This window comes from Piscinibacter sp. HJYY11, assembly GCF_016735515.1.
Lineage (GTDB): Bacteria > Pseudomonadota > Gammaproteobacteria > Burkholderiales > Burkholderiaceae_C > Rhizobacter.
Genome location: NZ_JAERQZ010000001.1, coordinates 2,894,484 through 2,915,281 on the forward strand (window position 1 = coordinate 2,894,484; position 20,798 = coordinate 2,915,281).

Consider the following 20,798-nt stretch of genomic DNA (forward strand, 5'->3'; position numbering starts at 1 on the left):
GCCGCATTGTCCATTCGAAGGCCGGCTTGCCAACCGGTTGGACAACGCACTCGTCGCGCGGCAGGCCGCTGCCTATCGTGCAGGCCATCGCCACACCGAAAGCACCACGATGAACCACCTGCTCCCTCACCTTCGCGACCTCCGCGTCGCCGTCACCGGCGGCACCTCGGGCCTGGGCCTCGCCCTCGTGCGCCACCTGCATGCGGCCGGCGCGCAGGTGGCCTTCGTCGCCCGCACACCGGCGCGCGTGGCCGAGGTCGCGCGCAGCCTGCCGGGCACGCACGGCCTGGTTGCCGACATCACGCGCAAGGACGACATCTACCCGCTTGCGTTGCAGATCACCGCCGCGCTCGACGGGCTGGACGTGCTCGTCAACAACGCCTCGCACCTCGGCCCGGTGCCGCTCGCGCTGCTGGCCGACACCGCGTGCGAAGACCTGGAGACGGCGCTGGCGGCCAACCTGCTCGGCCCCTTCCGGCTGACCAAGGCGCTGCTCGGGGCGCTGCGCGCGTCGGCGCGCGATGGCCGCCTTGCCACCGTCGTCAACATCACGAGCGACGCCGCCGCGACGCCCTACCCGGGCTGGGGCGCCTATGGCGCGAGCAAGGCCGCGCTCGCGCAGCTGAGCCGCATCTGGCACGAAGAGCTGCGCGAGCACGGCGTGCGGGTGCTGGCGCTCGACCCCGGCGACATGGACACACCCTTCCATGCCCTCGCGCTGCCCGACGCCGACCCGGCCACGCTCAAGCGCCCCGCCGACGCGGCCAGCGAGATCCTGCAACAGCTCATCACCTCGAAGAAGCCCGCATGACACCCGCCACCACCCCGGTGCAACGCCCGCGCGACGCGCGCCTGCTCGTCGTGGACGCCCAGGGCCGGCTGCACCATGCCCCGCGCACGGCGCTGCCCCGCTTCCTGAAACCCGGCGACCTGCTCGTCGCCAACGACGCGGCCACTCTGCCGGCGAGCCTGCACGGCCTGCACCTGCCCACCGGCGAGACGATCGAAGTGCGCCTGGCCGGCCGCCGCTCGCTGGCGGTGGACGATGTGCACGAGTTCACCGCCGTCGTCTTCGGCGAGGGCGACCACCGCACGCGCACCGAAGACCGCCCGTTGCCCCCCTCCCTGAAGCCGGGCGACCGGCTCGCCCTCGGCCCGCTGCGCGCGCAGGTGCTGCGCCTGCTCGACCACCCCCGGCTCGTCGCGCTGCGTTTCGAGGGCACGCCCGACACCATCTGGGCCGGCCTTGCCCGCCATGGCAAGCCGGTGCAATACGCCCACCTGCCGCAGCCGCTCGCGCTGTGGGACGTGTGGACGAGCGTGGCCGCGCTCCCGGTGGCCTTCGAGCCGCCCTCGGCCGGCTTCCTGCTCGACTGGGGCCTGCTGCACACCCTGCGCGAACACGGCATCGGCTTTGCCACGCTCACGCACGCGGCTGGCCTGTCGTCGACCGGCGATGACGCGCTCGACGCCCGCCTGCCGCTCGACGAGCCCTACCACCTGCCCGCCGCCACCGTCGACGCGATCGCGCGCACCCACGCGCGGCAGGGCCGTGTCGTCGCGCTTGGCACCACCGTCACGCGCGCACTCGAGCACGCCGCCCGCCGCGGCCGCCTGCAAGCCGGGCCGGGCGTGGCCACCCAGCGCCTCGGCCCACAGCAGTACGGCTGGCTGCAGGTGGTCGACGCCATCGTCACCGGCACGCACGAGCCGGGCTCCAGCCACCACGGGCTCTTGCACGCGTTCGCCCCGGCGGTGCTGCTGCAGCGGGTAGACCGCGAACTCGAAACGCACGGTTACCGCACGCACGAATTCGGTGACTCGGTGCTGATCGAACGACAGGCGGTGCGCACACCGCACGCGGCGCCGGACCGCGCCATTTCGCACGCCGCATGATCGTGAGCGGGGTTTCCCGGGAGCCGGTGGGGCGCTGCGGCCGGGAATAATCCAGCCCCGTACCGACAACTCGAAACCGTGGAGCCCTCATGCGCCCAGCCTTTGCCCGACTGCCCGCCGCTTTCGCGGTTTCGCTGGCGCTGACGATCGGCGCCGCACAGGCGCAGAGCACCTCCACCAAGTTCGAGCAGACCGTCGTGGTGGCCGGCACCCCGCTCATCCTCAACGGCGCGGGCACGCGCCACCGGGCGGTGTTCAAGGTCTACGACATGGCGCTGTACACCACCAAGAAGGTCAGCAAGGTCGACGACCTGCTCGCCCTGCCGGGGCCGAAACGCATCCAGTTCGTCGCGCTGCGCGAACTGCCGGGCACCGAGCTCGGCCGCCTCTTCTTGAAGGGCATGGGCGAAAACTCCTCGAAGGACCTGATGACCAAGCACGCATTGGCCTCCACGCGGCTGATCGAGGTCTTCTCCGGCAAGGCCAAGCTGATGCCCGGCGAGTCCTTCGCGATGGAGTTCGTGCCGGGCAAGGGCACGCAGTTCTTCATCACCGGCAAGCCGCAGGGCGACCCGCTGGGCGATGCCGAGTTCTTCTCGATGATCCTCAAGATCTGGGTCGGCCCTTCGCCGGCGGACAACATGCTGAGGGACGCGCTGCTCGGCGTCTGAGCTCAGGCGGCCAGCAGGGCCCGCACCGACGCCAGCGAAAACGGCTTGGGCAGCGTGCCCACCGTGTTCAGGCCGAGTGCCTGGGCTTCGTCGAGCACGGTGTCGAGCTCGCCCGCGCCCATGCCGCTGGAGACGATCACCTTCGCCTCGCAGCGCTGGTCGGCCAGGCGCGCCAGCACCTCCTGTCCGCTGACGTCGGGCATCAGCATGTCGACGGCCAAGTGCGTGGGCTGCCACTCGGCCAGCGCGCTGAAGAACGCATCGACGTCCTCGCACCAGCGCGCCTCGAAGCCCACGCTCTTGGCCGCCACCTGGAGGATCTGGCCGACCGTCGGGTCGTCGTCGAGGATGAGGAGCCGGCCCATGCAGGGTCAGGCCTCGTCGTCACCGGGGGGCAGGCGCTCCAGCATCACCGCGTAGTCGCGGTAGCCCATGCGGCGCCAGAAGGCCAGGGCCCGCGCGTTGCCGGCCAGCACGTCGACGACGAGCCGCTTGCCCGGCCAGCGCTCGAACACGCTCAGCATCAGGTGCCGCGCCACGCCCTGGCGCCGCTGGTCGCGGTGCACGAAGATCTGGCGCAGGTACACGCAGTCGGGCTCGTCGCGCCACAGCACGTAGGCCACGAGCTCGTCGCCGTCGAAGCCGAGCAGCGCCTCGTAGCCATCGTCGGCCAGCCAGCGGCGCATGCGCTCGACCAGCTCGTCGACGCTCATCGGGTTGCGATGGCCCTCGTCACGGATCAGCTGGTGATTCAGCCGGCCCAGCGCCTCGGCGTCAGCCTCGGTCGCGGGACGAAAGCACAGGGCGTGATCGATCATGAATCGATGCTAGCCATCAAGCACCGGCGGGCGCTCTCGGGGCATACCCCAGAGGGACATTCACCGCCGCGTCACGCCCGCTGGAACTTGAACACCGCCACGCTGGCCATCAGGTTCGGGAAGCGTCGCACCACCTCGCCGTTCTGGATGCCGAAACCATCGAGCACCTGGAAGCCGTCCTTGCGCAGCAGCACCTCGCAGTCGGTGTAGGTGCCGACGCGGATGTTGGGCGTGTCGTACCACTGGTAGGGCAGCGCCTTGGTCACCGGCATGCGGCCGGTGGCCACGCGCAGACGGTTGGGCCAGTGCGCGAAATTCGGGAAGCTGATGATCCCCACGCGACCCACGCGCGCCGTCTCGCGCAGCAGGCGCTCGGTGTGGCGCAGGTGCTGCATGGTGTCGAGCTGCAGCACCACGTCGAAGCTCTGGTCTTCGAAGATGGCCAGGCCCTCTTCGAGGTTGAGCTGGATCACGTTGACGCCGCGCTGCGTGCAGGCCAGCACGTTGGCGTCCGAGATCTCGATGCCGTAGCCGGTGCAATGGCGCGTGTCGCGGAGGTGGGCGAGCAACTCGCCGTTGCCGCAGCCGAGGTCGAGCACACGAGAGCCCGGCGGCACCAACTCCGCGATGATTTCGATGTCCTTGCGGTCGCTCATACCGCGATCCCTTTCAACACCATGGCGGCAGGCTTGCCTTCGAATTCCTTCGCGATGCCGTCGAAGCGCGCCCGCATCACCGCGTGGTAGCGCGGGTCGTCCAGCAGGAAGGCGTCGTGCCCGTGCGGCGCGTCGATCTCGGCATAGCTCACGTCGAAGCGGTTGTGCAGCAGCGCCTTCACGATCTCGCGCGAGCGCGCGGGCGAGAAGCGCCAGTCGGTGGTGAAGCTCACGAGCTGGAACTTGCAGCGGGCGTTGGCAAACGCCGCGGCGAGGTTGCCACCGTGCTCGCGTGCCGGGTCGAAGTAGTCGAGCGCGCGGGTGATGAGCAGATAGGTGTTGGCGTCGAAGTACTCGCTGAACTTGTCGCCCTGGTAGCGCAGGTAGCTCTCGATCTCGAACTCGATGTCCTGCGTGCTGTAGGCCGGAGCCTCGCCTTTCAGGTTGCGGCCGAACTTCGCCTCCATCGAGTCGTCGGAGAGGTAGGTGATGTGGCCGATCATGCGCGCCACGCGCAGGCCACGCTTGGGCACCACACCGTGCGCGTAGAAGTGGCCGCCGTGGAATTCGGGGTCGGTGATGATGGCGCGGCGGGCCACCTCGTTGAAGGCGATGTTCTGGGCCGACAGATTCGGCGCGGTGGCCACGGCGATGCAGTGGCGCAGGCGCTGCGGGTGGCGCATCGACCAGCTCAGCGCCTGCATCGCCCCGAGGCTGCCGCCGAGCACGGCGGCCAGTTGCGTGATGCCCAGGCGGTCGAGCAGGCGGGCCTGCGCGTCGACCCAGTCTTCCACCGTCACCACCGGAAAGTCGGCGCCGTAGGGCTTGCCGGTGTCGGGGTTGGGGTGCATCGGGCCGGTGGAGCCGAAGCAGGAGCCGGGGTTGTTGACGCCGATGACGAAGAAGCGATTGGTGTCGAGCGGCTTGCCGGGGCCGACGAGGTTGTCCCACCAGCCTTCGCTCCTCGGCTGGCCTTCGTAGGTGCCGGCCACGTGGTGCGACGCGTTGAGCGCATGGCACACCAGCACGGCGTTGCTCCTGTCGGCGTTGAGCGTGCCGTAGGTCTCGTAGGCGAGCGTGTAGTCGCGCAAGGCGGCCCCGCTGCGCAGCGGCAGCGGGTCGGCGAAGTGCATCGCCTGGGGTGTCACATGACCGAGTGAAGCTGTCACGTTGTGGTTCGCACAAATAAGAAACCGGCGGCCGCCAAAGCGGGACACCGGGTTGTGCGTCCTGTCTTTAGCTGGATTTATAGAGCGCTCGCAAGCCGGAACAAATCAGCGCTGGGGCGGGAGTATAGGCCGCCTGGTCGCGGCGCCAGGGGTGCGTCAATCCGGCAAAACAGTTATCATCTATATCAATTATGCGGGTGTCACCCGCTCGCACCTCAGTTCAGCATTTGGCAAATCGCGCAATGGCTTCTTCCACCCCTCCTTCGTCCGGCAACGACACCTGCACCACCGTCGAAGTCGCCCAGCTGCTGGGCCTCGCAGTGCGCTCCGTCCAACTCATGGTCGACCGTGGCGAACTCGAGGCCTGGAAGACCCCCGGCGGCCACCGCCGCATCTCGCGCGCGTCGGTCGACCGGTGGCTGGCCGCCCGGCAGCAGCCGTCGGCAGGCCCCGCGGCGACACCCGATGCCGACACCGGCGCCGGCGGCCCCGCCCGCGTGCTGCTGATCGAGGACTCGTCGTATTACCAGAACCTGGTCGGCCTGCTGGTGCGGGAGAAGTTTCCGCAGGTGGAACTGCACGTGGCCGACGAAGGCATCGCCGGCCTCGCGATGGCGGGGCGACTGCAGCCGCAGGTGCTGATCGTGGACATCCTGCTGCCCGGCATCGATGGGGCGACGCTCATCACCAGTCTGCGCACCAACCCGCAGTTCAGCGGCAGCCGCCTGATCGTCGTGACCTCGCTGGACGAGGCCCAGCGTGGGCCCTACGCCTTCGCGCTGGCCGGCGTGCCGGTGATCCACAAGCCACGCCTCGTGGCCGAATTCCCGGCCCTGCTGGCCAAATGCCTCGGTCGCACCGCCGCCTGAGAAATTGCGAAAAACGCGCACTAACTCGCAAAATTTGGCCGTCTGATTCGATCACTTATATCATTTTCTGGTTCATGATTCGTCCCCATCGGCCGCCGGCCCACTGGGGAGACTCCCATGAACTTCAGAACCCTGACGATCAGATTCAAGCTGGCGGTCGCCTTCGGCACCCTCACCGCCATCGTCATCGCGGTGGCCGCCCTGTCGCTCGTGTCGCTGGGCTCGTCTCACGGCGACTACGAGACCTACGTCCACGACACCGCCGTCCGGATCGAACTGGCCAACGCGGTGCTCGATGCGACCAATGCGCGCGCCATCGGCGCACGCAACCTCGTGCTGGTGTCGAGCGCCGCCGACCGTGAGACGGAGAAGGCGGCCGTCATGGCTTCGCACCAGAAGGTGGGGCAGAGCCTCGCCAAGCTGAAGGAGATGGTGGCCAAGTCGTCGGATGCGCGCGAACGGGAGCTCGCGGCAGAGATCGACCGCGTCGAATCGCGCTACGGCCCGGTGGCGCTGAACATCGTGGCCCTGGCAATGAGCGGCCAGCACGACGAGGCCGTCGCCAAGACGAATGCCGACTGCCGCCCGCTCCTGGCGAGCCTGCTGACGGCGGCCAACCGCTACATCGATTTCGCGGCCGACCAAGGCAGGGCCGAGGTCGCGCGTGCGGACGTCGCCTACCAGTCGAGCCGCAACCTGATGGTGGGGGCGTGCCTGGTCGCCATCGTCATCGCCGCGTCGCTCGCCGTCCTGATCACACGCGGCCTGCTGCGGGCGCTCGGCGCCGAGCCGTCGCTGCTCAGCGCCGCCGCGCGCCGGGTGGCCGAAGGCGACCTGGGTCGCGTCCCGGGCGCCGAGACGGCCGTCGCGGGCAGCGTGCTCGCCTCCCTCGCCGACATGCAGGCGGGCCTGGCCCGCGTGGTCGGGCGTGTGCGTGACGCCTCGGATTCCATCGCCACCGGCTCGGCCCAGATCGCCACGGGCAATGCCGACCTGTCGCAGCGCACCGAGGAGCAGGCGTCCAACCTGCAGCAGACCGCCGCCTCGATGGAGCAACTGAACTCGACCGTGAAGACCACCGCCGACACCGCACGCCAGGCGACGCAGCTCGCCGGCGCGGCCAGTGCGGCCGCGCAACGCGGCGGCGAGGTCGTGGGCCACGTCGTCGCCACGATGGACGACATCAGCAACAGCTCCCGCAAGATCGCCGACATCATCGGCGTGATCGACGGCATCGCGTTCCAGACCAACATCCTCGCGCTGAACGCCGCGGTCGAAGCGGCGCGCGCCGGCGAGCAGGGGCGTGGTTTTGCGGTGGTCGCCGGCGAGGTGCGCAACCTGGCCCAGCGCAGCGCCGAAGCGGCCAAGGAGATCAAGGCGCTCATCGGCACGAGCGTCGAGAAAGTGGCAGCGGGTGCAAAGCTCGTGGGCGACGCCGGCAACGCGATGGAGGACATCGTGTCGCAGGTGCGGCACGTGGCCGAGCTCATCGGCGGCATCAGCTCGGCCACCACCGAGCAGACGACGGGCATCGGCCAGGTCAACGACGCCGTCGCCCAGCTCGACCAGGTGACACAGCAGAACGCCGCGCTGGTGGAAGAGAGCGCGGCCGCGGCTGAGAGCCTCAAGCAGCAGGCCGCCCGGCTGGCCGACACCGTGAGCGTGTTCAGGCTGGCCCAAGCCGCCTGACCGCGCTTCAGCCGAGCTCTCGGCTGGCGAGCGCGGCCGCCGCGGCGCGCGTCTCCACGCCGAGCTTCTCGAACACGTGCTCCAGGTGCTTGTTCACCGTGCGCGGGCTCATCCCGAGGATGTCGGCCACGTCACGGTTGGTCTTACCCTTGGCAACCCACGACAGCACCTCGGCCTCGCGTGGCGTGAGCGACGCGGTGCTGAGGCGGCTGGGCGCGGCGGCCTCGGGCGAACGGCGTTGCAGCAGCAGCATCTGTTCGCCCAGGCCGACGGCGCCCAGGTTGCGCAGTTGCAGCGACGCGCTCACATGCGCATCGGACGTTCCGGCCGCCAGCCAGTCGCGCCAGTCTTCGGGCAGGCCGTCGACGCCGGGGTACAGCTCGCGCATCCACGCCGCCGCCTGCGGCGAGCGCCAGGCCACGCGCCATTGCGCATCGATCACCAGCACGCCGTGGCCGCCGACGTCGAGCGCATCGCGCGCCAGGCGCACTGCGCGCGCGTTGCGCAGGTGGGTGGCCAGGCGCGCCAGCACCTCCTGCGCACGCACCGGCTTCACCACGTAGTCGACGCCGCCGCTTTCGAAGCCTTCGACGATGTGCGGCGTCTCCGACAGGCCGGTCATGAAGATCACCGGCACATGCGCCAGCGCCGGGTCGGCCTTGAGGCGACGGCACACCTCGAAGCCCGACAGCCCGGGCATCAGCGCGTCGAGCAGGATGGCATCGGGCGACACCAGCTCCAGCCGCGCGAGGGCCGATTCGCCGTCGTGGGCCACCACCACGCTGTAGCCGTGCTCCTCGAGCGCAATGCACACCGGCCCGAGCGACTGCGGTGCGTCGTCGACCAGCATCACCACGCCGGAAGTCCGTCCAGGGGCACTGGCGCTCACAGCGGCACCTCCTCGTCGGCCGTGCGGCCCTGCACGTTCTTCACGAGCTGCTGCAACACGCCTTCGAGGTCGTAGCGCTCGAGCAGCCCGCCCAGGCGCTGCAGCTCGGGGGTGCACTCGGCATGCGTGTGCAGCGCGCTGTCGATGGCCGCCTTCAAACCCTGCACATGGCCGAGGCGGGCGAGGCGCATCAGGTCGCCCACCAGTTGCGCCGGCAGTGAGGCCTCGACGTCCGACACCACCGAGCCCGTCCACGCCGGCATCGCGAGTTCGGCCAGCCATTCGATCTGCAGGTGGCGCTGCAACGCGGCGAGCAGCTCCGATTCGATCACCGGCTTGTCGACGAAGCCCTGCACACCGGCCTCGGCCAGCTTGTCGGGCTGGTTCTCGAAGGCATTGGCCGACACCATGATGATCGGCAGGCCGGCGAACCCGGCAGCGCGGATCCCTCTGGCCGTCTGCCAGCCGTCCATGTCGTCCATCGACACATCGAGCAGCACCGCGTCGGGCTGTTGCGACTGCACGCTCTCCAGGCACTCGCTGCCGCTGGCCGCTTCGCGGATGTGGAAGCCCAGCGGCGCCAGCATGCCCACCAGCATCTGCCGTTGCGTCGGCTGGTCGTCGACGACGAGCAGCGTGCGGCGCGGGCCCACGTAGCCCGTCACCGGCCGGTGCGGCAACCGTGGCCGCGTGGGCGCGCTGACCTCGCGCAGGTAGAGCCGCACGGTGAAGGTGCTGCCTTCGCCCGGCGCACTCCGCAGCGTGAGGTCGCCGCCCATCAGCTGCGTGAGCAGGTGGGTGATGGTGAGGCCGAGGCCGGTGCCCGGGTCGCCGGTGCGGCGGCCGGCGCTGCCGCGTTCGAAGGGCAGGAAGATGCGCTCCTGGTCCTGTGCCGCGATGCCGATGCCGGTGTCGATGACTTCGAAGCGCGCCACCTCGCGGCGGTGGTCGAGCCGGAGCGTGATGCTGCCGTGGTCGGTGAAACGCACCGCGTTGCCGAGCAGGTTGATGAGGATCTGCCGCAGCCGGCGCGCGTCGGCGTTCACGTAGCTCGGAATGCGGCCGCTCGTCTCCAGCTTGAAGGCGAGGCCTTTCGCTTCGGCCTGCGGGGCGACCATGCGCACCAGGTCGTCGAGGAACTCGTGCATGGGCAGCGGCGCCGGGTCGAGCCGCAGTCGCCCGGCCTCGATGCGGGCGAGGTCGAGAAGGCCGTCGATGAGGCCGTGCAGGTGCTCGCCGCTGCGGTGGATGGTCGCGACCGAGGCGCGGCGTGCGCCCTGCACCTGCTCGTCCTTCAGGAGGATCTGCGCATAGCCGAGGATGCTGTTGAGCGGCGTGCGCAGCTCGTGCGTCATGCCGGCCACGTAGCGCGTCTTGGCTTGGTTGGCCGCCTCGGCCAGGTCTTTCGCCTGCTGCAAGGCGGCGTCGGTGCGCTGGTGGGCCTCGATCTCCCGGGTCAGCAGCTGGTTCTGGCGGTTCGATTCGTCCTGTGCCATGTGGCGGCTCTCACTGCCGAGCACCACCCACCACGCGCCCACCGCGGCCACCAGCGACAGCAGCGCAAACACCTTGAGGAAAGGCGCCTGCAGCGCCAGCTGGTCGGAGGCGCGCAACACCACCTGCTGGTCATACACCACGCCGAGGATCACCGCCAGGAGGCCGATCAGCGAGGCCAGCACCACCAGGTAATGCGCGACCCGCGAATTGACGTGGCCTGCCAGGCGCGCCGGCAGCACGGTGGCCAGCGCCGCGCTCACCTGCTCGGCGGCGCGCGAGTCGGTCTTGCAGCGGTCGTGGCAACGCGATTCGAGCGTGCAGCAGAGCGAGCAGATGGGCGCGTCGTAGGCTGGGCAATGCGCCATGTCTTCCGACTCGAAGGCGTTATCGCACACCGAGCACACCACGCTCTCGCCGGGCGCCCAGCGGGTGGCGCTGTGGCGTGCGAGGTAGTAGCGCCCGCGCGTGGCCCAGGCCAGCAGCGGCGACAGCACCATGGCGGTCATGAGCGCGATGAAGGGCGAGAACGCCTCGGCCGTGGGCCCGAGCGCGCCCGCGTACGCCACGATGGCCAGCACCGCCGCGCTCAGCATGGCGCCGAGGCCGACGGGGTTGATGTCGTAGAGGTGCGCCCGCTTGAACTCGATGTGCTTCGGGCTCAGGCCGAGTGGCTTGTTGATCACGAGGTCGGCCACCAGCGCGCCCACCCACGCGATGGCCACGTTGCTGTAGAGGCCCAGCACACGCTCCAGTGCCTCGAACACGCCGAGCGTCATCAAGAGCACCGCGATCGCCACGTTGAACACCAGCCACACCACGCGCCCGGGGTGGCTGTGGGTGAGGCGCGCGAAGAAGTTGCTCCAGGCCAGCGAGCCGGCGTAGGCATTGGTGAGGTTGATCTTCACCTGCGAGACCACGACGAAGAGCGTGGTGACCGCCAGCACCCAGGCCGGGTTGTCGAACACGTACGCGAAGGCCGCCAGGTACATCTGCGTCGGCTCGATCGCCTTGTCGGTCGGGATCTGGTGCTGCAGGGCGAGAAAGGCGAGGAAGGCGCCGCCCAGCATCTTCACCATGCCGGGCACGATCCAGCCCGGCCCGGCCACCAGCACGGCGGCCCACCAGCGGCGCCGGTTGGCCGCGGTCTTCTCGGGCAGGAAGCGCAGGTAGTCGACCTGCTCGCCGATCTGCACCACGAGCGAGAAGGCCACTGTCGCCGCGGCGCCGAACATCAGCCAGCTGAAGCCCGAGCTGTCGGAGCTGCGCCCCACCAGGCCGGTGAAATCGCTGAAGGCCTGCGGGTTCTTCGCGAGCACGAAGAGGTAGGGCAGCACCAGCAGCACGATCCACAGCGGCTGCGTCCACAGCTGCAGGCGCGAGATCTGCGTGATGCCGTACATCACGAGCGGGATGATGCCGAGCGACGACAGCAGGTAGCACAGCGGCAGCGGCCAGTCGAAGTACATCTGCAGCGCGAGCGCGAGGATGGCCGCCTCCAGCGCGAAGAAGATGAAGGTGAAGCTCGCGTAGATCAGCGAGGTGAGCGTGGAGCCGAGGTAGCCGAAGCCGGCGCCGCGCGTGAGCAGGTCCATGTCGACGCCGTACTTCGCGGCGTAGTAGCTGATGGGCAACCCGGTGAAGAAGGTGATGAGGCCGACGACGAGGATCGCCCACAGCGCATTCGAGAAGCCGTAGTTGAGCGCGATGGCGCCGCCGATGGCTTCGAGCGCGAGAAACGAGCAGGCACCGAACGCGGTGTTCGCAACGCGGAACTCGCTCCATTTGCGGAAGCTGCGCGGCGTGTACCGCAGTGCGTAGTCCTCCAGCGTCTCGTCGGCGACCCAGGCGTTGTAGTCGCGGCGGATGCGAAAGATCTTCTGGGTGGCGGCTGGCACTTCAGGAAGCCCGGTACAGCGGTGAACCGGGAAATAGCAAGAAGTGCTCCAGCTCCCTGTACGTTGATTGACGTATTCGCGCGCACCCGAAGTGTTCTTAAGGTCGCACCAACATCGTCACCGACCCGAGGAGCACCAGCATGTTGCACGGCGACATCTCCAGCAGCCACGACACCGTCGGCGTGGCCGTCGTCAACTACAAGATGCCGCGGCTGCACAGCAAGGCCGAAGTGCTCGCCAACGCACGCAAGATCGCCGAGATGATCGAGGGCATCAAGCTCGGCCTGCCGGGGCTCGACCTGATCGTCTTCCCCGAGTACAGCACCCACGGGATCATGTACGACTCGCAGGAGATGTACGACACGGCGTCCACCGTGCCGGGCGAGGAGACCGAGATCTTCGCGGCGGCGTGCCGCAAGGCCAAGGTGTGGGGCGTGTTCTCGCTCACCGGCGAGCGCCACGAGGAGCACCCATACAAGGCGCCGTACAACACGCTCATCCTGATGAACGACCAGGGCGAGATCGTGCAGAAGTACCGCAAGATCATGCCGTGGGTCCCCATCGAGGGCTGGTACCCGGGCAACTGCACCTACGTGAGCGAAGGCCCCAAGGGGCTGAAGGTGAGCCTCATCATCTGCGACGACGGCAACTACCCCGAGATCTGGCGCGACTGCGCGATGAAGGGCGCCGAGCTGATCGTGCGCTGCCAGGGCTACATGTACCCCGCCAAGGACCAGCAGGTGCTGATGGCCAAGGCCATGGCCTGGGCCAACAACGTCTACGTGGCGGTCGCCAACGCCGCCGGCTTCGACGGCGTGTACTCGTACTTCGGCCACTCGGCGATCGTCGGCTTCGACGGCCGCACGCTCGGCGAATGCGGCGAAGAGGACTACGGCATCCAGTACGCGGCGCTCTCCAAGAGCCTGATCCGCGACGCGCGGCGCAACGGGCAGAGCGAGAACCACCTGTTCAAGCTGCTGCACCGCGGTTACACCGGCAAGATCAACTCGCACGAAGGCGCGCAGGGCGTGGCCACCTGCCCGTACGACTTCTACGCGAAGTGGATCAACGACCCCGAGGGCACCCGGCAGATGGTCGAGGCGATCACACGCCCGACGGTGGGCACCGAGGAATGCCCGATTCCGGGCATTCCCAACCAGAGCGCGGGCGCGCACCGCTGACCTTGCCGACACCGCAGACGTGGGGGACCCGCTCGCCGCCTGGCGCATCGTCGCCGAGCCCTACTACCAGGCGAGCGGCGACGAGGTCGCCCTTTTCGAAGCGGCGCATGCGAGCGGCCTGCCCCTGCTGCTGAAGGGCCCCACCGGCTGTGGCAAGACACGCTTCGTCGAGCACATGGCGTGGCGGCTGCGACAGCCACTCATCACGGTCGCCTGCCACGACGACCTGAGCGCCGCCGACCTGGTGGGCCGCTGGCTGCTCGACGCGCAGGGCACGCGCTGGCAGGACGGGCCGCTCACGCTCGCGGTGCGCCATGGCGCGATCTGCTACCTCGACGAAGTGGTGGAGGCGCGCGCCGACACCACCGTCGTGCTGCACCCCTTGGCCGACAGCCGGCGTGCACTGCCGCTTGCGGCCTGCAACGAACTCGTGCCCGCGCATGCCGACTTCCGCCTCGTGGTGTCCTACAACCCGGGCTACCAGGCGGCCTTCAAGGAACTCAAGATGTCGACGCGGCAGCGCTTCTGCGCGCTCGACTTCGGCTACCCACCGCCCGAGACCGAGGCGGCCATCGTCGCGCATGAAGGCGGTGTCTCGCGTGAGCAGGCCGGGCAAATGGTGCAGCTCGCGCTGCGCACACGCCGCCTGCAAGGCCAGGGCCTGGACGAAGGCGCGTCGACCCGCATGCTGGTGCATGCCGGGCGATTGATGCAGGCCGGCATGGCGAGTGGCCGCGCCTGCCGCGCCGCGGTGACGGGGCCGCTCACCGACGAGCCCGAGCTGATGGAGTCACTCGACGCCATCGTGCGTGCGTTCTTCGTCGAATGAAGCATGCCGCCGGATGAATGCGCACTCGACGCACGCCGCCCCGTGCTGCGGCACTATCTCCACGCGATGTGGTCCTTCGCGCCGGCGATCGACGCGTGACCCGACGACGCACCTAACGCACCGTCACTGAGGCAGGCGACGCTGTGGCTGCCGGCGCAGGCCCCGCACCCGCGCTGGTATGAAGCCGCGGCCGCGCATGCCGCGGCCCATGCGGTGCGCAGCCGCGGCGACTTCGATCCGCGCGGCGTGCATCCGCTCACGCGCGCCCTCGTCGGCCTCCTGGAGGACGCGCGTGTCGAGCGGCTGGCGGCACGTGAGCTGCCCGGCCTGTGGTCGCTGTGGCATCCGCATCACACGGCGAGCCCGGACGACGGCAGCCAGCTCGACGCGCTGATGGCCCGCCTCGCACGCGGCCTGCACGACCCCGGCTACGCGGACGCCAACGCCTGGGTGCGCAAGGGGCGCGCACTCTTCCTCGAACACGTGGCCGACAGCGCGGGCGACGCCACCACGCTGCGCCACGTCGCCTCGCGCCTGGGCCACGACATCGGCCAGATGCGGCTGCGCTTCCATGACCGCGGATACCGGCCCGTGCCCTCGTACCGCGACGACCATGCCTGCCTGTGGCAGGCCGAGGCAGTCTCGGCCGAGGCCACGCCCTCGCGCGAAGCCCAGGCCGCGATGGAGATGCCGGCCTCGGCCACCCCGTCGCCCACGCCGCCCGAACCGCACGACGAACACCGCTACCCGGAGTGGGACCACCGCATCGGCGCCTACCGCCGCGACTGGTGCCGCCTGCGCGAGCAGCCAGCCTCCGCGGGCGATGCAGAGGCGTTGCACACGTGGGTGAACGCGCAACAGCGCTGGCTCGCCACGCTCGCGCGCCGTGCGCCCCCGAGCGTCGACACCCCGCGGCCTTCGCGTCGCCGCCTGTGCCGCCACGGCGACGAGCTGGACCTCGACGCTGCGCTGCGCGAAGCGGCGCAACAGCGCGCCGGCCATGCCCCTGCCGCGCGTGTGCACCGCGACCGCGAGCCACGCGCGGTGCGCGCGGCCTGGCTCGTGCTGCTGGACCTCTCGGTGTCGATGGCCGACGACGGCCGGCTCGACCTGGCGCGCCACACCGCGTGGGGCCTGAACGCCATCGCGCAGGCGTCAGGCCGCCGCTGCGCCGTGCACGGCTTTCATTCCGATGGCCGCGAGCACCAGCACGGCGTGGTGCTGAAGACCTTCGACGACCCGCAGCTCGCCGCCGCACGCCTGGCCGGCCTGCGCGCGCAGGGCTCCACGCGCCTCGGGGTCGCGCTGCGCCATGCCTGCGCGCTGCTCGACGCACAGCCCGCACAACGCCGCACCGTGCTGCTGCTGAGCGACGGCGAGCCGCACGACATCGACGTGCACGACCCCACGCACCTGCTCGCCGATGCACGCCGCGCGGTGCGCGAGGCACGGCGCCGCGGCGTCGGCGTGCAGGGGCTCGCCATGGGCGCCTCGGCCGCCGCAGCCGTGCGACGCGTGCTGGGGCGGCGTCACGTGCACGCGCTGCGATGTGCACAAGACCTGCGCCGCTGGGTGACGCGCCTGCACCGACTCTGAGCGAACGCCGCGCGCACGTGAGTACGTTGATTGACGTATTCAGCGCGCAGGGGGTCGTCCCTAGTCTTGCAGCAACGGAGCAGCAGGGTGCTCCGCAACACCACGAACTTCACCACGCAACGGAGCGCGACATGACTGATCGACACGACGACTTTCCTTCCCGGCACCGCCGTCAGCTGCTGGCCGGCATGGCCGCCGCGCCGCTGGCCGGCCTGCCCACCCTCGCGTCGGCCAACTTCCCGACCTCGAAGGTGAACACCACCAAGCTCGCCATCACCGACACCGAAGTCACCGTCGGCCAGCTGCACTCGGCCACCGGCACGATGGCGATCTCGGAGACCGGCTCGATCCAGGCCGAGCAGCTCGCCATCGACCAGATCAACGCGATGGGCGGCATCCTCGGCCGCAAGATCAAGGTCATCAAGGAAGACGGCGCCAGCGACTGGCCGACCTTCGCCGAGAAGAGCAAGAAGCTGCTCGTCAACGACCGGGTGGCCACCGTCTTCGGCTGCTGGACCAGCGCCTCGCGCAAGGCAGTGCTGCCGGTGTTCGAGAAGGAGAACGGCCTCCTCTACTACCCGACCTTCTACGAAGGCCTGGAGCAGAGCAAGAACGTGATCTACACCGGGCAGGAGGCCACGCAGCAGATCATCTGGAGCCTGGACTGGGGCGCGAAGGAGAAGAAGGCCAAGACCTTCTTCCTCGTCGGCAGCGACTACATCTGGCCGCGCACCTCGATGAAGATCGCGCGCAAGCACATCGAGACGGTGGGCAAGCTCGGCTCCGTCAAGGGCGAGGAGTACTACCCGCTCGGCCACACCAACTTCAACTCGCTGATCAACAAGATCAAGGTTGCCAAGCCCGACTGCATCTTCGCGGCGGTGGTGGGTGGCTCTAACGTCGCGTTCTACAAGCAGCTCAAGGCTGCGGGCATCACCGGCGACAAGCAGTTCCTGCTGACGCTGTCGGTCACGGAAGACGAGATGACCGGCGTGGGCGGCGAAAACTTCGCCGGCTTCTACTCGTCGATGAAGTACTTCCAGACGCTGGAGAACGAGAACAACAAGAAGTTCGTCGCCGCCTTCAAGGCCAAGTACGGCAAGGACGCGGTGATCGGCGACGTGACGCAGGCCGGCTACCTCGGCCCTTGGCTGTGGAAGGCCGCGGTCGAGAAGGCCGGCAGTTTCGACGTCGACAAGGTGGTCGCCGCCTCGCCCGGCATCGAGCTCAAGACCGCGCCCGAGGGCTACGTGAAGCTCGACGCCAACCACCACCTGTGGAGCAAGGCGCGCATCGGCCAGGGCATGCCGGATGCGACCTTCAAGGTGGTCGCGGAATCCAAGGACCTGATCAAGCCGGACCCCTTCCCCAAGGGATACCAGTAAGAACCGGCATCGAAGCCCGTTGCAACAGCACGAGGCTTCGATACCTCAGCCCGAACTGGAGTGAAAAGCCGTTCGGCCTGAGGTATCGAAGGCCCACCCAGATCCACGAAAGCCACCCATGACCTTCTCCGAATTCATGAACATCGGCCTCATGCAGGGCTTTGCCGGCTTGAGCCTCTTCTCGGTGCTGCTGCTGATGGGCCTGGGCCTGGCCATCATCTTCGGCCAGATGGGCGTGATCAACATGGCGCATGGCGAGTTCATGACCATCGGCGCCTACACCATCTTCCTCGGCAGCACGCTCACCGAGAAGTTCGCACCGGGGCTGGTGGCGTACTACTTCCCGGTCGCGATCTGCGTGGCCTTCGTGTTCGCCTTCATCGCCGGCTGGATCGTCGAGTGGGCGCTGATCCGCCACCTCTACAAGCGCCCGCTCGACACGCTGCTCGCCACCTGGGGCGTGAGCCTCGCGCTGCAGCAGTGCTTCCGCACGGGCATCGGCCCGAAGGAAGTGAGCCCCACGCTGCCCGAGTGGCTGATGGGCTCGTGGGCGCCCAAGGAAGGCCTCGACATCCCGATCAACGGCCTCTTCGTGCTCGCGCTCACCGCCGTCGTGACCGGCGGCGTGATGCTCGCCCTCTACAAGAGCCGCTGGGGCCTGCGCGTGCGCGCCACGGTGAGCAACCGCCAGATGGCCAACGCGATCGGCATCAACACCAAGAAGACCGACCGCCTCACGTTTGCGATCGGCTGCGGCATCGCCGGTGTGGCCGGTGCTGCCTTCACCACCATCGGCTCGACGGGGCCGACGAGCGGCTCGCTCTACATCGTCGACGCCTTCCTCGTCGTCACCTTCGGCGGCGCCGCCAGCCTGCTCGGCACCGTGGCCTCGGCCTTCGGCATCGCGCAGACCCAGTCGATCAGCGAGTTCTTCATGACCGGCTCGATGGCCAAGGTGCTGACGCTGTCGCTGATCGTGCTGATCCTGATGGCGCGGCCGCAAGGGCTGTTCGCGGTCAAGGTCCGCCGCTGAGGTCCACCTCGTTTCGAAGTCTCTGGAGTACCGACGATATGACTGCGCTGAAAAGTTGGCTGGGCAAACCGAGTGTCGGCAGCATGCTGATCCTGGCGGTGTTGCTGCTCGTGCTGCTGCCGCTCACGCTCGACGTGTTTCGCCTCAACCTGGTGGGCAAGTACCTCACCTATGCCTTCGTCGCCATCGGCCTGGTGATGGTGTGGGGCTATGGCGGCGTGCTGAGCCTGGGCCAGGGGGTGTTCTTCGGGCTCGGGGGCTACGCGATGGCGATGTTCCTCAAGCTCGAGGCGAGCGACCCCGAGAGCACCAAGATCCAGAGCACGCCGGGCATCCCCGACTTCATGGACTGGAACCAGCTCACCGAGCTGCCGCTCTTCTGGATCCCGTTCAAGAGCCTGCCGTTCACGCTCTTCGCGGTGATCGCGATCCCGACGCTGCTCGCCTTCATCATCAGCTACGCGATGTTCAAGCGGCGCGTGGGTGGCGTGTACTTCGCGATCATCACGCAGGCGGTGGCACTGATCCTCTCGGTGCTCATCATCGGCCGGCAGGGCTACACCGGCGGCGTCAACGGCATGACCGACCTGAAGACGCTCCTCGGCTGGGACATCCGCACCGACAGCGCCAAGGTCATCCTCTACTACGTGTGCTGCGCGCTGCTGCTCGGCAGCATCGTGCTGTGTGCCTGGGTGCAGAAGAGCAAGCTCGGCACGCTCCTGCTCGCGATGCGCGACAAGGAAGACCGCGTGCGCTTCTCCGGCTACGACGTGGCGATGTTCAAGGTGGCCGTGTTCTGCCTCGGGGCGGCGCTGTCGGGCATCGGCGGTGCGCTCTTCGCGCTGCAGGTCGGCTTCATGTCGCCGAGCTTCGTGGGCATCGTGCCCTCCATCGAGATGGTGATCTACGCGGCGGTGGGCGGGCGCATGAGCCTCGTCGGCGCGGTGTACGGCGCGCTGCTCGTGAACGCCGGCAAGACCTTCTTCTCCGAGAGCTTCCCCGACCTCTGGCTCTTCCTGATGGCCGCGCTCTTCATCGGCGTGACGATGGCCTTCCCCAACGGCCTGGCCGGCCTGGTCGACAGCCACCTGAAGCCCTGGTGGCGCAAGCGCCGCGAAGAGCGACTCGCGATCCGCGAACAGGTGGCGGCCGCACAGGCCTCCTACCCCGAGCCGCCGCCCCCGCGCCCCAGCACGACCGTGTCCATGCCGATGGGCATCAGCGGCCAGCGCGCCTGACCCCCCACCGGAGCCTCCACCATGATGACCGTGGCCAGCAACACCGACTTCGCCCTCGCAGTCGAAGACCTCACCGTCAGCTTCGACGGCTTCAAGGCGATCGACGCCCTCACGCTCTACATCGACAAGAACGAGCTGCGCGTGATCATCGGCCCCAACGGCGCCGGCAAGACCACGCTGCTCGACCTGATCTGCGGCAAGACGAAAGCCAGCGCCGGCAGCATCAAGTTCAAGAACGAGGAGCTGACCTCGCTCGCCGAACACACCCGCGTGCGGCGCGGCATCGGCCGCAAGTTCCAGACGCCGTCGATCTACGAGAACCTCACCGTCTTCCAGAACCTCGAGGTCTCCTTCCCGAAAGGCCGCTCGGTGCTGGGCGCGCTGTTCTTCAAGTGCAGCGACGAGGTCAAGGCGCGTGTCCAGGTCGTCGCCGAAGAAGTGGGCCTGGCCGAGATGCTGGGCATGGAAGCGGGCCTGCTGAGCCACGGGCAGAAGCAGTGGCTGGAGATCGGGATGCTGCTGATGCAGGAGCCTGAGCTGCTGATGCTCGACGAGCCCATTGCCGGCATGAGCGCCCGTGAGCGCGAGCTGACCGCCGAGCTGCTGAAGCGCATCTGCGCGAACCGCGCGGTGATCGTGATCGAGCACGACATGGATTTCGTCAAGCAGATCGCCCACAAGGTCACCGTGATGCACCAGGGAAAGATCCTCGCCGAAGGGTCGATGGAGAAGGTGCAGAACGACCCCAAGGTCATCGACGTGTATCTCGGACATTGAGAGGGAGGGAACCCACATGCTGAACGTGAAGGACCTGTTCGTCGCCTACGGGCAAAGCGAGGCGCTGCACGGCATCTCGTTCGAGGCGAACACGAAAGAGACGGTGGCCATCATGGGCCGCAACGGCATGGGCAAGACCACGCTGTTCAAGAGCCTGATGGGCGTGCTGCCGACGAAGAGCGGCAGCGTGCAGGTGGCCGGCAGCGAGATCAGCCACGACGAGAGCTACAAGCGCGTGGCCAAGGGCATCGCCTACGTGCCGCAGGGCCGCATGATCTTCCCGACGCTCTCGGTCGAAGAGAACATCCAGACGGGCCTGGAGAACGCCAAGGTCAAGAAGATTCCCGAGGAGATCTACACCCTCTTCCCGGTGCTGTGGGAGATGCGACGCCGCAAGGGCGGCAACCTCTCCGGTGGCCAGCAGCAGCAGCTCGCGATCGCCCGTGCGCTCGTCACCAACCCCAAGGTGCTGCTGCTCGACGAACCGACCGAAGGCATCCAGCCTTCCATCATCAAGGACATCGCGAAAGCGCTGAACGAGATCCGCCGCCTGCGCGACATCACCATCGTCGTGAGCGAGCAGGTGCTGAGCTTCGCGATGGACGTGGCCGACCGGCTCTTCGTGATCGAAGGCGGGCGGCTCGTGCACGAGACGAAGCGCGCCGACACCGACGTCGCCCACATCAAGCAATACCTCTCTGTCTGAGCAA

19 protein-coding genes are annotated in these 20,798 nt (G+C 68.5%); 13 read left to right on the forward strand and 6 right to left on the reverse strand.

Translation table 11 applies throughout. The annotated features are described in order from the left end of the window. The first annotated feature begins 109 nt into the window (after nt 1-109). The 3 genes from JI745_RS13395 to JI745_RS13405 all read left to right on the forward strand — a co-directional run bounded on the left by JI745_RS13395 (nt 110) and on the right by JI745_RS13405 (nt 2,567). Entirely contained in the window at nt 110-811 is a 702-nt protein-coding gene (locus tag JI745_RS13395; RefSeq protein ID WP_201807441.1) for an SDR family oxidoreductase, read from the forward strand. After that, nucleotides 808-1,896, forward strand: coding sequence for an S-adenosylmethionine:tRNA ribosyltransferase-isomerase (locus JI745_RS13400; protein ID WP_201807449.1), 1,089 nt, complete (start codon nt 808-810; stop codon nt 1,894-1,896). The genes JI745_RS13395 and JI745_RS13400 overlap by 4 nt, the downstream gene beginning before the upstream one ends. Before the next feature lie 89 nt (nt 1,897-1,985). Beyond that, nucleotides 1,986-2,567 carry a chalcone isomerase family protein gene (locus tag JI745_RS13405; RefSeq protein ID WP_201807450.1) on the forward strand — a complete coding sequence of 194 codons (582 nt, stop codon included), beginning with the start codon at nt 1,986-1,988 and terminating at the stop codon, nt 2,565-2,567. Nucleotides 2,568-2,569: 2 nt separating this feature from the next. Here JI745_RS13405 and JI745_RS13410 read toward each other — a convergent pair whose 3' ends face one another. The 4 genes from JI745_RS13410 to JI745_RS13425 form a co-directional block, all read right to left on the reverse strand. Further along, complete coding sequence (locus JI745_RS13410) at nt 2,570-2,932, reverse strand: response regulator (RefSeq protein ID WP_201807453.1); 363 nt, start codon at nt 2,930-2,932, stop codon at nt 2,570-2,572. A gap of 6 nt (nt 2,933-2,938) precedes the next feature. Then, nucleotides 2,939-3,385, reverse strand: coding sequence for a GNAT family N-acetyltransferase (locus JI745_RS13415; RefSeq protein ID WP_201807454.1), 447 nt, complete (start codon nt 3,383-3,385; stop codon nt 2,939-2,941). Nucleotides 3,386-3,456: 71 nt separating this feature from the next. After that, nucleotides 3,457-4,041, reverse strand: a complete 585-nt coding sequence (metW, locus tag JI745_RS13420; protein ID WP_201807457.1) for a methionine biosynthesis protein MetW — start codon at nt 4,039-4,041, stop codon at nt 3,457-3,459. After that, entirely contained in the window at nt 4,038-5,210 is a 1,173-nt protein-coding gene (locus JI745_RS13425; RefSeq protein ID WP_310738619.1) for a homoserine O-acetyltransferase, read from the reverse strand. Before JI745_RS13425 ends, metW begins: the two co-directional genes overlap by 4 nt. A 242-nt stretch (nt 5,211-5,452) precedes the next feature. Between JI745_RS13425 and JI745_RS13430 the strand changes: the two genes are divergently transcribed. Next, nucleotides 5,453-6,079 (forward strand): helix-turn-helix domain-containing protein, encoded by a 627-nt coding sequence (locus tag JI745_RS13430; protein WP_201807459.1) that lies wholly within the window; start codon nt 5,453-5,455, stop codon nt 6,077-6,079. 117 nt (nt 6,080-6,196) lie between these two features. Next, the gene (locus JI745_RS13435) at nt 6,197-7,768 is read left to right on the forward strand and encodes a methyl-accepting chemotaxis protein (RefSeq protein WP_201807463.1); all 1,572 of its coding nucleotides are present in this window, start codon (nt 6,197-6,199) and stop codon (nt 7,766-7,768) included. Nucleotides 7,769-7,775: 7 nt separating this feature from the next. Here the strand turns inward: JI745_RS13435 and JI745_RS13440 are convergent, their stop codons facing one another. Both JI745_RS13440 and JI745_RS13445 read right to left on the reverse strand, forming a co-directional pair. Continuing rightward, on the reverse strand, nt 7,776-8,618 hold the full coding sequence (locus JI745_RS13440) for a response regulator transcription factor (RefSeq protein WP_201812534.1): 843 nt from the start codon (nt 8,616-8,618) through the stop codon (nt 7,776-7,778). Between the two features lie 35 nt (nt 8,619-8,653). Continuing rightward, nucleotides 8,654-12,049, reverse strand: a complete 3,396-nt coding sequence (locus JI745_RS13445; RefSeq protein WP_201807466.1) for an ATP-binding protein — start codon at nt 12,047-12,049, stop codon at nt 8,654-8,656. Between the two features lie 140 nt (nt 12,050-12,189). Between JI745_RS13445 and JI745_RS13450 the strand changes: the two genes are divergently transcribed. The 8 genes from JI745_RS13450 to urtE all read left to right on the forward strand — a co-directional run bounded on the left by JI745_RS13450 (nt 12,190) and on the right by urtE (nt 20,794). Then, nucleotides 12,190-13,230 (forward strand): aliphatic amidase, encoded by a 1,041-nt coding sequence (locus JI745_RS13450; RefSeq protein ID WP_201807469.1) that lies wholly within the window; start codon nt 12,190-12,192, stop codon nt 13,228-13,230. Between the two features lie 19 nt (nt 13,231-13,249). Then, nucleotides 13,250-14,059, forward strand: coding sequence for a CbbQ/NirQ/NorQ/GpvN family protein (locus JI745_RS13455; protein WP_201807473.1), 810 nt, complete (start codon nt 13,250-13,252; stop codon nt 14,057-14,059). Between the two features lie 213 nt (nt 14,060-14,272). Further along, complete coding sequence (locus JI745_RS13460; RefSeq protein ID WP_201807475.1) at nt 14,273-15,655, forward strand: VWA domain-containing protein; 1,383 nt, start codon at nt 14,273-14,275, stop codon at nt 15,653-15,655. 131 nt (nt 15,656-15,786) lie between these two features. After that, the gene (urtA, locus tag JI745_RS13465) at nt 15,787-17,040 is read left to right on the forward strand and encodes an urea ABC transporter substrate-binding protein (protein WP_201807476.1); all 1,254 of its coding nucleotides are present in this window, start codon (nt 15,787-15,789) and stop codon (nt 17,038-17,040) included. Nucleotides 17,041-17,158: 118 nt separating this feature from the next. After that, a complete protein-coding gene (urtB, locus tag JI745_RS13470) occupies nt 17,159-18,073 on the forward strand; it encodes an urea ABC transporter permease subunit UrtB (RefSeq protein WP_201807479.1) in 915 nt (304 codons plus the stop codon). A gap of 38 nt (nt 18,074-18,111) precedes the next feature. After that, on the forward strand, nt 18,112-19,311 hold the full coding sequence (gene urtC, locus JI745_RS13475) for an urea ABC transporter permease subunit UrtC (protein ID WP_201807487.1): 1,200 nt from the start codon (nt 18,112-18,114) through the stop codon (nt 19,309-19,311). Between the two features lie 24 nt (nt 19,312-19,335). Continuing rightward, the gene (gene urtD / locus JI745_RS13480; protein ID WP_201812535.1) at nt 19,336-20,088 is read left to right on the forward strand and encodes an urea ABC transporter ATP-binding protein UrtD; all 753 of its coding nucleotides are present in this window, start codon (nt 19,336-19,338) and stop codon (nt 20,086-20,088) included. Nucleotides 20,089-20,104: 16 nt separating this feature from the next. Then, nucleotides 20,105-20,794 carry an urea ABC transporter ATP-binding subunit UrtE gene (gene urtE, locus JI745_RS13485; RefSeq protein WP_201807489.1) on the forward strand — a complete coding sequence of 230 codons (690 nt, stop codon included), beginning with the start codon at nt 20,105-20,107 and terminating at the stop codon, nt 20,792-20,794. The last annotated feature ends 4 nt before the right edge of the window (nt 20,795-20,798 follow it).

What these genes read in the sequence shown, in the direction of transcription:
- urtB (WP_201807479.1), top strand. Translation starts at nt 17,159, where the DNA reads ATGACCTTCTCCGAATTCATGAACATCGGCCTCATGCAGGGCTTTGCC.
- urtD (WP_201812535.1), top strand. Translation starts at nt 19,336, where the DNA reads ATGACCGTGGCCAGCAACACCGACTTCGCCCTCGCAGTCGAAGACCTC.
- urtA (WP_201807476.1), top strand. Translation starts at nt 15,787, where the DNA reads ATGACTGATCGACACGACGACTTTCCTTCCCGGCACCGCCGTCAGCTG.
- JI745_RS13410 (WP_201807453.1), bottom strand. Translation starts at nt 2,932, where the DNA reads ATGGGCCGGCTCCTCATCCTCGACGACGACCCGACGGTCGGCCAGATC.
- JI745_RS13435 (WP_201807463.1), top strand. Translation starts at nt 6,197, where the DNA reads ATGAACTTCAGAACCCTGACGATCAGATTCAAGCTGGCGGTCGCCTTC.
- JI745_RS13400 (WP_201807449.1), top strand. Translation starts at nt 808, where the DNA reads ATGACACCCGCCACCACCCCGGTGCAACGCCCGCGCGACGCGCGCCTG.
- JI745_RS13415 (WP_201807454.1), bottom strand. Translation starts at nt 3,385, where the DNA reads ATGATCGATCACGCCCTGTGCTTTCGTCCCGCGACCGAGGCTGACGCC.
- JI745_RS13405 (WP_201807450.1), top strand. Translation starts at nt 1,986, where the DNA reads ATGCGCCCAGCCTTTGCCCGACTGCCCGCCGCTTTCGCGGTTTCGCTG.
- JI745_RS13395 (WP_201807441.1), top strand. Translation starts at nt 110, where the DNA reads ATGAACCACCTGCTCCCTCACCTTCGCGACCTCCGCGTCGCCGTCACC.
- urtE (WP_201807489.1), top strand. Translation starts at nt 20,105, where the DNA reads ATGCTGAACGTGAAGGACCTGTTCGTCGCCTACGGGCAAAGCGAGGCG.
- urtC (WP_201807487.1), top strand. Translation starts at nt 18,112, where the DNA reads ATGACTGCGCTGAAAAGTTGGCTGGGCAAACCGAGTGTCGGCAGCATG.
- JI745_RS13430 (WP_201807459.1), top strand. Translation starts at nt 5,453, where the DNA reads ATGGCTTCTTCCACCCCTCCTTCGTCCGGCAACGACACCTGCACCACC.
- metW (WP_201807457.1), bottom strand. Translation starts at nt 4,041, where the DNA reads ATGAGCGACCGCAAGGACATCGAAATCATCGCGGAGTTGGTGCCGCCG.
- JI745_RS13450 (WP_201807469.1), top strand. Translation starts at nt 12,190, where the DNA reads ATGTTGCACGGCGACATCTCCAGCAGCCACGACACCGTCGGCGTGGCC.
- JI745_RS13440 (WP_201812534.1), bottom strand. Translation starts at nt 8,618, where the DNA reads ATGCTGGTCGACGACGCACCGCAGTCGCTCGGGCCGGTGTGCATTGCG.